The sequence below is a fragment of the Streptomyces bauhiniae genome (assembly GCF_004784475.1).
GTDB classification, from domain to species: Bacteria; Actinomycetota; Actinomycetes; order Streptomycetales; family Streptomycetaceae; genus Streptomyces; species Streptomyces seoulensis.
The window spans coordinates 252,407-264,835 of record NZ_SRRT01000008.1; the positions used below are offsets into that span (position 1 = coordinate 252,407).

The 12,429-nt window shown below is 71.7% G+C and carries 13 protein-coding genes; 2 read left to right on the plus strand and 11 right to left on the minus strand.

What is annotated here, in order from left to right; genetic code table 11:
- Window positions 1-105: 105 nt before the first annotated feature.
- Window positions 106-948 (plus strand): siderophore-interacting protein, encoded by an 843-nt coding sequence (locus E5083_RS26305; RefSeq protein WP_135788163.1) that lies wholly within the window; start codon window positions 106-108, stop codon window positions 946-948.
- Window positions 949-957: 9 nt separating this feature from the next.
- Here E5083_RS26305 and E5083_RS26310 read toward each other — a convergent pair whose 3' ends face one another.
- Complete coding sequence (locus tag E5083_RS26310; protein WP_135788164.1) at window positions 958-1,539, minus strand: GNAT family N-acetyltransferase; 582 nt, start codon at window positions 1,537-1,539, stop codon at window positions 958-960.
- Between the two features lie 71 nt (window positions 1,540-1,610).
- On the opposite strand from E5083_RS26310, the gene E5083_RS26315 reads away from it, so the two are divergent.
- Window positions 1,611-2,564: a pseudouridine synthase gene (locus E5083_RS26315; RefSeq protein ID WP_135788165.1), complete on the plus strand. Its 954-nt coding sequence runs from the start codon at window positions 1,611-1,613 to the stop codon at window positions 2,562-2,564.
- A gap of 9 nt (window positions 2,565-2,573) precedes the next feature.
- On the opposite strand, the gene E5083_RS26320 is transcribed toward E5083_RS26315, so the two are convergent.
- The 10 genes from E5083_RS26320 to E5083_RS26365 form a co-directional block, all read right to left on the minus strand.
- Entirely contained in the window at window positions 2,574-4,076 is a 1,503-nt protein-coding gene (locus tag E5083_RS26320; protein WP_135788166.1) for a cytochrome P450, read from the minus strand.
- Window positions 4,077-4,120: 44 nt separating this feature from the next.
- Entirely contained in the window at window positions 4,121-4,750 is a 630-nt protein-coding gene (locus E5083_RS26325) for a GTP-binding protein (protein ID WP_135788167.1), read from the minus strand.
- Window positions 4,731-5,141 (minus strand): DUF742 domain-containing protein, encoded by a 411-nt coding sequence (locus tag E5083_RS26330; RefSeq protein ID WP_135788168.1) that lies wholly within the window; start codon window positions 5,139-5,141, stop codon window positions 4,731-4,733. Before E5083_RS26330 ends, E5083_RS26325 begins: the two co-directional genes overlap by 20 nt.
- Window positions 5,138-5,545 (minus strand): roadblock/LC7 domain-containing protein, encoded by a 408-nt coding sequence (locus tag E5083_RS26335; protein WP_030812755.1) that lies wholly within the window; start codon window positions 5,543-5,545, stop codon window positions 5,138-5,140. Before E5083_RS26335 ends, E5083_RS26330 begins: the two co-directional genes overlap by 4 nt.
- Window positions 5,542-7,179 carry an ATP-binding protein gene (locus E5083_RS26340; RefSeq protein ID WP_244317659.1) on the minus strand — a complete coding sequence of 546 codons (1,638 nt, stop codon included), beginning with the start codon at window positions 7,177-7,179 and terminating at the stop codon, window positions 5,542-5,544. The genes E5083_RS26335 and E5083_RS26340 overlap by 4 nt, the downstream gene beginning before the upstream one ends.
- Window positions 7,180-7,477: 298 nt before the next feature.
- A complete protein-coding gene (locus tag E5083_RS26345; RefSeq protein WP_135788169.1) occupies window positions 7,478-10,330 on the minus strand; it encodes a DEAD/DEAH box helicase in 2,853 nt (950 codons plus the stop codon).
- 115 nt (window positions 10,331-10,445) lie between these two features.
- Complete coding sequence (tatC, locus tag E5083_RS26350) at window positions 10,446-11,342, minus strand: twin-arginine translocase subunit TatC (RefSeq protein WP_135788308.1); 897 nt, start codon at window positions 11,340-11,342, stop codon at window positions 10,446-10,448.
- A 90-nt stretch (window positions 11,343-11,432) separates the two neighbouring features.
- Entirely contained in the window at window positions 11,433-11,708 is a 276-nt protein-coding gene (gene tatA, locus E5083_RS26355; RefSeq protein WP_135788170.1) for a Sec-independent protein translocase subunit TatA, read from the minus strand.
- Between the two features lie 257 nt (window positions 11,709-11,965).
- Window positions 11,966-12,160, minus strand: a complete 195-nt coding sequence (locus tag E5083_RS26360; RefSeq protein ID WP_086693401.1) for a hypothetical protein — start codon at window positions 12,158-12,160, stop codon at window positions 11,966-11,968.
- Window positions 12,161-12,192: 32 nt separating this feature from the next.
- Window positions 12,193-12,426, minus strand: coding sequence for a hypothetical protein (locus E5083_RS26365; RefSeq protein WP_244317667.1), 234 nt, complete (start codon window positions 12,424-12,426; stop codon window positions 12,193-12,195).
- Between the last annotated feature and the right edge of the window lie 3 nt (window positions 12,427-12,429).

Sequence of the window (12,429 nt, forward strand, 5' to 3'; positions counted from 1 at the left end):
CCCTCCGCGAGGGAAAATTTCGGACGAAGGGACCCCCGGCACCGCAGGGACACCGGCGCGAGGTGCTAGCTTAGGTAAACCTAACCAAGGCAGCAGGAGGCCGTCATGGCAGAGCGTCCGGGGCGAAAGCCGCGCAAGCTCCATTCCGCCCAGGTGGTACGCACCGAGCGGCTGACCCCGCACGTCCAGCGGATCGTGCTCGGCGGCGCCGGACTGGCCGACTTCTCGGCCGACACCTGGACCGACCACTATGTGAAGCTGCTCTTCGCCCCGGTGGACGGCATGACCTACCCGGAGCCGTTCGACCTGGAGCGCATCCAGGCCGAACTCCCCCGCGAGCAGTGGCCGGTGACCCGTACGTACACCGTGCGCGCCTGGGACGCCGAGCACCGGGAGATGACCCTCGACTTCGTCATCCACGGCGACGAGGGCCTCGCCGGGCCTTGGGCCAAGCGCGTCCGACCGGGCGAGACCCTGCGCTTCTTCGGCCCCGGCGGCGCCTACACCCCCGATGTGACGGCCGACTGGCACCTCCTCGTCGGCGACGAGAGCGCGCTGCCCGCCATCGCCCGCGCCCTGGAGACCCTCCCGCCGGGCACGCCCGCGCACGCCTTCGTGGAGGTGGCCGGCCCCGAGGAGGAGCAGAAGATCGACTCCGATGTGGAGGTCGTCTGGCTGCACCGCGGGGACCGCCCGGTCGGCGAGGCCCTGCTGGAGGCCGTACGGGCGCTTCAGTTCCCCGAGGGCCGCCCGCACGCGTTCGTGCACGGCGAGGCGTCCTTCGTGAAGGAGCTGCGCCGGATGCTGCGGGTCGAGGCCCAGCTCCCCCGCGAGGACCTCTCCATCTCCGGCTACTGGCGCCTGGGCCACAACGAGGACGGCTGGCAGGCCAGCAAGCCGGAGTGGAACGCGCGCATCGAGGCCGAGCAGGAGAACGCGGCCGCGTGAACCGGCGGGTCAGTCGCCGCTGAGGCGGGCGTGCAGGTGCATGTCGTGCCAGCCGTCGGGGTGCAGCAGCGCCCGGCGCCGGGTGCCCTCCACGGCGAAGCCGGCCTTGGTGGCGACCCGGCAGGACGCCGCGTTGGCGGTGGCGTGCATCAGCTCCAGCCGGTTGAAGCCGATCTCGTCGAACGACCAGCGCACCAGCGCGTCCGTGGCGTGCCGGGCGACGCCCTGTCCGCGCGCCGACGCCACCGTCCAGTACGCCACCTCGGCCACACCGTCCCGCAGCCGGATCTCCCGCAGCGCGGCCCGGCCGCGCAGCTCACCGGTGTCCGCCCGGACCACGGCCCACTGGGCGTCGCACTCGCGCGCCCACTGTCCGTGCCAGTCCTCGATCCAGCCGGCGGCCTCCTCGGGGGAGTCGCAGGACTTGGCGTGCCACTGGTTCAGCGTCGGGTCCTGGAAGGCGGCGTGGACGGCGGGCGCGTCCTCGGCCCGCCAGGGGCGCAGGCGCAGCCCGGCACCGGCCGGGATCTCCGGCTGCGGCCGGCGGGAGAGGGTTCCTTCGGGCAGCACCGGGCTGGTCAGATACGGCATGCCCGGCATCCTGCCAAGCGCCGGGCGGCGGGCCAACCGGATTGGGCCACCCCCGTAACCTGGGACACCTGATGAGACGCCGTACGCAGCCCCCGCCCGCCCCGCTCCCCCAGCGCCGGGGCGTCGACCCCGTACGGGTGCGGCTGCCCCTGGAGGGGGCGTGGGGCACGGTGCGCGAGCATCTGGTGGCGCGGCTGACGGGCGCCGGTCCGGGCGCGGTGGAGGCGATGTTCCACGCCGGGGCGGTGGTGGGCGCCGACGGGCTGCCGGTGGCGCCGGACGCGCCGTACCGGCCGGGGATGTTCGTGTGGTTCCACCGCGAGCTGCCGCCGGAGGTGCCGGTGCCGTTCCCGGTGGAGGTGGTGTACCGGGACGAGCACATCGTCATCGCCGACAAACCGCACTTCCTGGCCACCACCCCGCGCGGCTCCCATGTCTCCGAGACCCTGCTCGCCCGTCTCCGCCACGACCTCGGCCTGCCCGAACTGGGCGCCGCGCACCGGCTGGACCGGCTGACCGCCGGACTGGTGCTGTTCACCGTGCGGCCCGGCGAACGCGGCGCCTACCAAGGGCTGTTCCGCGACCGCCGGGTGCACAAGGAGTACGAGGCCATCGCCCGGCACGACCCGGCACTGGAGCTGCCCCGGACCGTGCGCAGCCGGATTCTGAAGGAGCGCGGGGTGCTGGCCGCGCGGGAGGTGGCGGGCGAGCCCAACGCGGTGACGCGGGTGGAAATCACCGAGCGCCGCCAGCGGGACGGTCTGGCCCGGTACCGTCTGCTGCCCGCCACCGGCCAGACCCACCAGCTCCGGGTGCACCTGAACTCGCTCGGCGTCCCCATCCTCGGCGACCCCCTCTACCCGGAGGTGGCCCCGGCCCCCGCGCCCGGCGACTTCCGCCGACCCCTCCAACTGCTGGCCCGCAGGCTGGAGTTCACCGACCCGCTGACCGGCGCCCGGCACAGCTTCGTCAGCGGGCGCACCCTCCAGGCGTGGACCTCGCCCGAGGAGTGGGCGGGCGCCTGACCGCCGGGCCTACTCCCCCAGCAGCCACCGCCACATCCGCTGCCAGCGGCTCGGGGGCGGCGCGCTCTCCGACGACGCGGGCACGGACCCGGCCGGCTCGGCGGGCGGAGCGATCGGGGCCGACTCCACCGGTTCCTCCGCCTTGTCCTCCGCCCACGCGCGCGGCTGCGGCACCGGTGCCTCCGCCCGGTGCGGGTGGAGGGAGGACATGCTGGGCGCCCGGTTGACGTCCTGCTTCGCCTTGGGCTCGAACAGCACCGGCAGCGACACCAGATGCCGGGACGCGATGGAGGACCGCCAGCGCAGATCCTCCTCGGCGCACTCCAGCCGGATGTCCGGCAGCCGGGTCAGCAGGGCGTCCACGCCGATGTCGGCGATGGCCCGCCCGATGTCCTGGCCGGGGCATTCGTGCGGGCCGCCGCCGAAGGCGAGATGGGACCGGTTGCCCTTCATGTGCGCGGTCGGGTCGGGCCGTACCCGCGGGTCGACGTTGCCCGGCGCGGGCGCGAACAGCAGCCCGTCGCCGCGCCGGATGCGCTGCCCGCCCAGCTCGGTGTCCTGCTTGGCGTAGTAGCCGAGGACCGTACTGAACGGCGGCTCGTCCCACAGCGACTGCTCGATCGCCTCCGGCACCGTCATCTGCCCGCCGTTGAGCCGGGCGCGGAACCCCGGCTCGGTCAGCACCATGCGCAGCGCGTTGGCCAGCAGGTTGGCGGTGGTCTCGTACGCGGCGAAGAGCAGCAGCCGCAGATGCTCGCGGACCTCGTCGTCGCCGAGCCCCGCCGGGTGGGTGATGAGGTGGCTGGTGACGTCGTCCTCGGGGCGGGCCCGGCGCCGGGTGGTGAGCCCGCTGAGCGCGTCCATGACGTAGGTGTGGCTCTGGATAGCGGTGTCGGTGCCCTTGAGCGCGTCGCGGGCGGCCTGCACCATCCGGTCGTCGAACTCCTCGGGCATGCCGAGGATCTCGCACATCACGGCCATCGGGAGATGCTCGGCGAACTGGGAGACCAGGTCGGCCCGGCCGCGTCCGCAGAAGCGGTTGACGAGTTCCTGGGTGGAGCTGTTGATGGAGCGGCGCAGGCCCCGGTGATCGATGGTGCCCATGGCCGCGGTGACGGCCGCGCGGAGCCTCTGGTGCTCGTCGCCCTCGGCGTGCGCGCAGATCGGCTGCCGGGCGATGTGCGGCATCAGCGGGTGGTCGGGCTTGACCATGCCCTCCAGCAGCGGGGTCCAGCCCCGGCTGTCGCGGGTGTACTGCGAGGGGCTGCGCACCATGTGCAGGTTCTCGGCGTGCCCGAGCACCACCCACATCGGCACGTCGTCGTGGAGGAGGACGGGGGCGACCGGGCCGTGCTTCTCGCGCAGCCGCTCGTAGAGGTCGTCCAGGTCAAGCGCGTCCGGGCCGTACAGCCGGTGCAGGCCACCGGGGCCGGTGCCGTGCGCGGGGCAGCCCGGCGGCGGGCCGGGCGCGGTGTCGGGGGTGCCTGTCGGGTTCTGGGGTTCAGGCGTCACAGTGATCGCTTTCGGGAAACGGCTGGTGGGGTTCGCGCGCCCGCTCAGGTCAGGGCGCCGGACCGGGCGAGGGAGTGCAGGAAGTGCATCAGCGTCAGCAGGGTGTCCCGGCTGGAGGCGCGGCGGCGTACGTCGCACTCGACGATCGGGATCTCCGGGGCCAGGTCGAGCGCGCCGCGCAGCTCCTCGATCGGGTGCCGGGGCGCGTCCGGGAAGGAGTTGACGGCGACGATGAAGGGCACGCCGCGTTCCTCCAGACGGCCCATGACGTCGAAGCTGACGTCCAGGCGGCGGGTGTCGACCAGGACGACCGCGCCGAGCGCGCCCTCGAAGAGGCGGTTCCACAGGAACCAGAACCGTTCCTGGCCGGGGGTGCCGAAGAGGTAGAGGACCAGTTTCTCGGTGATGCTGATGCGGCCGAAGTCCATGGCCACGGTGGTGGCGGTCTTGGTCTCGGAGCCGTAGTTGTCGTCGATGCCGATACCGGCCTGGGTCATGGTCTCCTCGGTGGTCAGCGGCCTGATCTCGCTGACCGAGCCGACCATGGTGGTCTTGCCGACGCCGAAGCCGCCCACGATCACGATCTTCACCGCGGCCTGGGCGGACTGCGGGAGCCGCTCCTCGGTGCGCGGGCCGGGGATCGCGGGGGCGGCGTCAGAGGCGTTGAAGTCCATGCATCACCGCTTCGAGGAGGGTCCGGTCGGGGAGCGCCTGGCGGACGATCGGGGCGCGGGCCTGCACCAGGTCGGCGCCGATCAGCTCGGTGATCAGCGCCGTCATCGCGCTGAACGGCAGGTCGAGGTAGGCCGAGAGCTCGGCCACGGACAGGGGTGCGGAACAGAGCCGGAGCACGGCCGCCTGTTCGGGGGTGCCGGACGGCGGGGGCGCCGAGCGCGCCACGATCAGGGTGACCAGATCGAGCTGCGCCCGGCCGCCCTCGTGCAGACCGGTGACGGCGTACAGCCGCTCGGGGCTCCCGGCCTCCGCCTCCTCGCCCGCGTCCGGGGCCAGGGGCGGCGGGGAGGGCGCCTCCTGCGGCAGGCGCCGTTTGCGGCGCGGGGTCATACGGCCTGCCCGCCGCGCCGGGGCGGAGAGGTGAGGTGGGCGCCGATCCGGACGACGAGGTCGCGCATCATGCCGCCCATCCGGCCGGGCTCGCAGACCACGTCGGCGAGGACGGCGAGGTAGGCGTTGTCACCGGCGGCCATCAGATAGAAGTAGCCGCCGTCGATCTCGATGACGACGAGCTTCATCTCCCCGCTGCTGCCCGGGAGTTCCTGGGCGACCGCCCCGGCCAGGCTCTGCACTCCGGCGCAGGCGGCGGCCACCCGGTCGGCGGCGTCGGGGTCGCCGCCGTAGCGGGCGATGCGCAGGCCGTCCGAGGAGAGCACCACGATCATCTCGATGCCGGGTACGCCGTCGTGCAGTTGCTTGAGCATCCAGTCGAAGTTGGCACGCTGCTGGATCACTTGGGCTCCCCCTCGTCGCCGGCGCCGGTGTCGGCCGAGTCGTCGATCAGATGCAGGTAGGCGGTCGGATTCCGGGTGAAGTCGGTCGGGTGGGCGCCTTCGTTGCCCTTCTTCATGCCCTCCCAGAAGGCGTCGACCCACATGCCCGGTTCGCGGTCGAGAAGCTTCTGCCGCTCGGGGTCGGCCGGGGGCCGGGGCTCCGGTTCCGGCTGGGACCAGATGGTGGGGCGTCCCTCGCGCTCGGCCTGCTCGATGGCGGCCTGTTCGGCGTAGCGCTGGCTGAGCGGTACGGTCACCCGGCTGCGGCGCTGCGGCAGTCCGTTCGCCGTCCACTCGGTGACCTCGGGGACGTCGTCCTCCATCGAGGCCGGGGCGGGGATGCGCGGCGCGGTGGGGCGGCGGCGCTTGGGCGGGCGCTTGGGGCCCTCCAGCGCGCCGAGTTCGGGCATCGGCACGGCGGTGGCACCGATGCCGTGCGCGGCGCCGACACCGGGCTCGGTGGTGAGCATGTCGCGGGGCACGACGAGGATGGCGCGGACGCCGCCGTAGGCGGAGGCGCGCAGCGAGACGTCCATGTCGAAGGCGTTGCAGAGCCGGCCGACCACGGCGAGGCCGAGGCGGGGGCTGTCGCCGAGGTTGTGTGCGTCGTCGTCGGCGCGGGCGTCCAGGATCATCTGCTCGACGCGGGCCCGCCCCTCCTCACTGAGGCTGACCCCGGCATCCTCGATCTCGATGGCGAGGCCGGTCTGCACCTCGAAGGCGGTGACGTGCACCTTGGTCGAGGGCGGCGAGTAGCGGGTGGCGTTGTCGAACAGCTCGGCGGCCGCGTGGATGACCGGCTCGACCGAGGTGCCCTTGATGTTGATGTTGACGATCGAGGCGAGGTTGATCCGGGGGAACTCCAGGATGCGGGACATCGCGCCCCGCAGCACGCTGTAGAGGGAGACGGGCACCGGCCACTGGCGGCCCGGACGGCCGCCGCCGAGCACCGAGATGGAGTCGGCGAGGCGGCCGATCAGCGCGGTGCCGTGGTCGACGCGCAGCAGGTCGTCGAAGACCTCGGCGTTGCGGCCGTGGTCCTCCTCCATCTCCCGCAGTTCCTTGGCCTGTTGGTGGACGATGGCCTGCACGCGCCGGGCGGTGGTGACGAACGCTCGCTGGGTGGCGTCCCGCATGTTGATCTCGTGCTCGGCACCGCGCAGCGCCACGCGGAGCAACTCGCGCTGGGACGGCGGGAGATGACGCAGTTCGGGGTCCTCGTCGATGACGTGGCGCAGCACGTCCCGCAGCCGCTCGCCCCCGCGCAGCCGGGCGAGCGCGAGCGGCAGCACCTCGGAGCCGAGGCGGACGATCTCCGCGTCGTGGGCGGCGATGCGGTGCTCCAGATACGCGGTGTGCCGGGCGTTCTCGGCTTCTACGGCCCGGAGTTGACGCCCGCGCCGCACCACTTCGCTCGCGGTGGCGAGCAGCAGCAGCGTGGCCACCAGCCCGCAGCAGGCGACGGCGATCCGGGCGGAGCCCGGCACCAGGAACACGGCGGCCGCGGTCACCGCGGCCATCACCAGGGCGGGCGGCAACAACACCTGCGCGTACGGACGTTCACGGACACCGGGAGGTTTCTGAACACTCACCATGGATGCCTTCTGGGAAGAACGGTATATAGGGGAACAGGCGCCCGAATCCATCTCAACCGGGTCCGCCGCGGGCGAGCCTAATCCGACCGGGACACCCCCGTGTCATATTCGGCAAGCACCTGAAATCCCCCGAGCAACAGGAGTACCGTCACCCCTATTTACACAACGAGCACCCATTCGAACACGTTGAGTAGCGCCACCCGCACATACGAAAAAGGGCCGACCGAAGCCGACCCCTCTTGGGGGCGCGGGGAACTGCGCGATCAGCCACAGCCCACCCGCACCCGCCCGACAACCCTCACCCCACGGACGAGTAGGCAACCACTCCCCGCAGCAACTGATCAACAGCCTTGCGCGCATTCTTGGCGACCGTCGAGCCCTCCGCAGGAGCAGCCGCAGCAACCTGACCGAGAACATCAATCACCTGCTTCGTCCACCGCACAAAATCCCCCGCAGGCATCTCCGCCTCACGCAAAACCTCGTCGAGCCCCTTCCCCGAGGCCCACTGGTGGGCGATCCACGCGAACCCGAGATCCGGCTCCCGCTGCCCGACACCTTCCGTCTGGCTGATCCGGAAGTCCTCCTCCAGCGCGTCCAGCCGCCCCCAGATCCGCACCATCTCGCCGAGCGCGGCCTGAGCCGGCCCGGAGGGCAGCTTGGGCGTCATCGCGTCGTCACTGACCCGCGACTCGTACACCAACGCCGAGACGCAGGCGGCGAGTTCGGCGGGGCCGAGCCCCTCCCACACGCCCTCGCGCAGGCATTCGCTGGCCAGCAGGTCCAACTCGCCGTAGAGCCGGGCGAGCCGCTTGCCGTTGGCGGTGACCTCGTCGCCGCGCAGGTAGTCCAGTTCGGTCAGCAGGGCGACGATCCGGTCGAAGGTCCGCGCGATGGTGTTGGTGCGGCCCTCGATGCGCCGCTCCAGTTGCGAGGTGTCGCGCTGGAGCCGGTGGTAGCGCTCGGCCCAGCGGGCGTGGTCCTCACGGTCGTCGCAGCCGTGGCAGGGGTGCGCGCGGATGGCGGTACGCAGCCGGGCGATCTCCCGGTCGTCGGCGGCCTGCGAGCGCTTCTTGCGGGCGCGCTCCGGCGGGATGTGCCCGGCCTTGGTGCGCAGCGCGGAGGCGAGGTCCCGACGGGACTGCGGGGAGCGGGCGTTGAACGTCTTCGGGATGCGCATCCGGTCCAGTGCCTCGACGGGCACGGGGAAGTCCATCGACGCCAGCCGCTTGACCTGCCGTTCGGCGGTGAGCACCAGCGGGCGGGGCCCGTCGTGGTGGTCGAAGCCCCGCTGGCCGCCGGTGCGCCCGGCGGGCACGCCGGGGTCGAGCACGAGGGCGAGGCCCGCGTACTTGCCGGTGGGCACGTGGATGATGTCGCCCGGCTTGAGCTTCTCCAGGGCGACGGCGGCCTCGGCGCGCCGCTGGTTGGCGCCCTGCCGGGCCAGCTCGGTCTCCCGGTCCTTGAGTTCGCGGCGCAGTCGCGCGTACTCGTCGAAGTCGCCGAGGTGGCAGGTCATGGAGTCCTTGTAGCCCTCCAGGCCCTCCTCGTTGCGCTGCACCTGCCGGGAGATCCCGACGACCGACTTGTCGGCCTGGAACTGCGCGAACGACGTCTCCAGCAGCTCGCGCGAGCGGTGCCGCCCGAACTGCTCGACCAGGTTGACCGCCATGTTGTACGACGGCTTGAAGCTGGAGCGCAGCGGATAGGTGCGGGTGCCCGCGAGCCCGGCGAGGTGTTCGGGACTCATCCCGCGCTGCCACAGCACCACGGCGTGGCCCTCGACGTCGATGCCCCGGCGGCCGGCCCGGCCGGTGAGCTGGGTGTACTCGCCGGGGGTGATGTCGGCGTGCTGTTCGCCGTTCCACTTGACGAGCTTCTCCAGCACCACCGAGCGGGCGGGCATGTTGATGCCGAGCGCCAGCGTCTCGGTGGCGAACACGGCCTTGACCAGCCCGCGGACGAACAGCTCCTCCACGACCTCCTTGAAGGTCGGCAGCATGCCGGCGTGGTGGGCGGCGATGCCGCGCTCCAGGCCCTCCAGCCATTCGTAGTAGCCGAGGACGTGCAGGTCCTCGGGCGGGATGTTCGCGGTGCGCTCCTCGACCAGGGCGCGGACCTGGTCCCGCTCCTCCTCGTCGTTGAGCCTGAGGCCCGCGTACAGGCACTGCTGGACGGCGGCCTCGCAGGCGGCGCGGCTGAAGATGAAGGTGATGGCGGGCAGCAGGCCCTCGGAGTCCAGACGCTCGATGACCTCGGGGCGGCCCGGTGTCCAGGCGCGCTGGCGCTGCCTGCGCTCCCGCTCCCGGTCGGCCTCGCGCATGGCGCGGCCGCGCCTGCGGTCCTGGTAGGAGGGCCGGGTGGCCTCCATCCGGGCGAGCCGGACGAGGTCGGGGTTGACGGCCTTCTTGGCTCCCTCGCCCTCCTCGAACAGGTCGTACATCCGCCGCCCGGCGAGCACGTGCTGGAACAGCGGTACGGGGCGGTGCTCGGAGACGATCACCTCGGTGTCGCCGCGCACGGTGTCCAGCCAGTCGCCGAACTCCTCGGCGTTGGACACGGTGGCCGACAGCGACACCAGGGTCACCGACTCGGGCAGGTGGATGATCACCTCTTCCCAGACGGCTCCCCGGAAGCGGTCGGAGAGGTAGTGCACCTCGTCCATGACCACATAGCCGAGGCCCAGGAGGGTCTGGGAGCCGGCGTACAGCATGTTCCGCAGCACCTCGGTCGTCATGACGACGATCGGGGCGTCGGAGTTCACGCTGTTGTCACCGGTGAGGAGGCCGACCTTGTCGGCTCCGTAGCGGCGGCACAGGTCGGCGTACTTCTGGTTCGACAGCGCCTTGATGGGCGTCGTGTAGAAGCATTTCTTGCCCTGTTCCAGGGCGAGGTGGACGGCGAACTCGCCCACGATCGTCTTGCCCGAGCCGGTGGGGGCGGCCACCAGCACGCCCTTTCCGCCCTCGAGTGCCTGACACGCTTCCACCTGGAAGTCGTCGAGGCCGAAGTCGTACATCTCGCGGAAGCCCGCGAGCGCGGTGGCCTGCTCGGCGGCCCGCACTCGGGACGCCGCGTACCGCTCGGCCGGTGAGAGGTCCTCTGTCATCGTGCTTTCGAGCGTACCGGCCCGCACCGACAACAGGACGATCATTATCGCTTCCCACGCCCACCGAAACGGAATGCCTGCCTCCGGGCCCGGCGGTACGGACGGACGAGGGGCCGGACGGAAGATCCGTCCGGCCCCTCGCTCACGGGTACTGGTCCGCTCAGGTGACGTCGTCGTAGCCCTCGTAGCGGCCCGGCGGCAGGGCCTCGGCCTGGCGGGCCTGCTCGGGGACGGCGGCGGTCAGCCGCTCGGGGCCGGCGATCGGCTCCGGCCGGTGGTCCAGCGGCGAGGCTTCGTCGTCGTCCAGCTCGGCGGCCTCGTCGGCGCGCTGCCGGCGGCGGTCGTTGAGCAGCGCGATGCCGACGGCGATGAAGTACAGCACCACGATGGGCCCGGCCAGCGCGATCATGCCGAAGGGGTCCGTGGTGGGGGTGGCGACGGCGCCGAAGACGAAGACGCCCATGACCACACCGCGCCACCAGCCGGCCATCCGGCGCCCGGTCACCACACCGGCGAAGTTCAGCATGACCAGCAGCAGCGGCAGCTCGAAGGCGCCGCCGAAGATGAGGATCATCCGGACGATGAAGTCCAGGACCTTGTCCATCGGCAGGATGTTCGCCGAGCCGTCGGGGGTGATGCCCAGCAGCACCCGCATGCTGATCGGCAGGATCGTGTAGGCGAGCCAGGCGCCCGCCATGAACAGCGGCACCGCCGCCGCCACGAACCAGTAGGTGTACTTGCGCTCGTGCCGGTGCAGGCCCGGTGCGATGAACGCCCAGAGCTGGAAGAGCCAGACCGGGCTGGAGATGACCACGCCCGCCATGAAGCAGACCTTCACCGTGGTGGTGAAGGGCGACAGCAGGTCGGTGTAGGCGATGACCGCGCAGGAGCCTCCGGTGGACTCACCCAGGCCCTCGGTGCAGCGCGGGACCGGATGCGAGAGGAAGGACATCAGGTCCTGGCTGTAGAAGGCGACCACCACGGAGACGACCGTGATCGCCAACATGCCCTTGGCGAGCCGGTTGCGCAGCTCGCGCAGGTGCTCCACGAGGGGCATCCGCCCCTCGGGGTCCTTCTCTTTCTTGCGGGCAGACTTGAGCAACCCACGTCCTCATCTCGTGCGGCAGGCCGGTGTCGCGGCCGCGGGTCAGCGCTGGGTGGTGTCCGTGGGCTCGTTGACCGGGCGGGCGCTGTTCACGTCGCCGGGGGCGGCCTGGATGGTGCGCTGCGCGGGGGGCTGCTCGCCGGAGGCCGGAGGCGTGGAGGTGTTGCCCTCCTCCTTCATCGCCTTCGCCTCGCTCTTGAGGATGCGTGCGGACTTGCCCAGCGAGCGGGCCATGTCCGGAAGCTTCTTCGCGCCGAAGAGCAGGAAGACGACGACGAGAATGAGAATGATCTCGGTAGGACCGAGCCTTCCGATCATGAGTGTGTACCTTCTCACCGAGGCGGGGGTGGGGGTGCTGTCCGACCGCTCGGACAAGCGTCCGGATGGTCGTGCCGGCAGCGATCGTAACGCTCAGGGGTAAACGAGAGGCAATCCCCGTGCGTACTCCCGGTCCGCGGTACGCGCCTCGTTCTCCGCACCGCGACCAGCAGCGTACCCGTACGCCCGTCCCGCATGACAGGGCGAAGTGACGCAAACCGCTTGTGGCGTTTCCGTCGCCCTGGTACTCGCGCAGGTCAGAGCGTGTCGGCGGCGCGGGCGGTGCTCACCGCGGCCCGCTCCAGGTCCTCGGCGGCACGGCTGATGCGGCGCCCGGAGTCGGCGACCTGGAGGCCGAGTTGGCGCGCGGCCACGAAGACGCGGACGGCGAGCACCCCCAGTACGGCGAGACCCAGAAATCCCATGGCAACCGCGAACATCGGCCAGAACATGAGGACGAGCCTAGACCGTCCGGGAGCGGTCTTCAGACGGTGGAGTGCAGCCGCAGGGTCCGCACCCCGGCCCCGCTGAGCAGTTGCACGATCCGGTCCCCGGCGGGCTTGCGCACCGCCGTGCCGCACTCGGGGCAGGTGAAGGAGTAGAACGTGGTCCGGCTGGAGCCGCCGATGGCCAGCCGCAGCGCGTTCGCGGCGAGTTCGAACCGGCCCCGGCAGTCGGGGCAGGCCGCCTTGAACACCACGGGGACGACGCGCCGCATCCC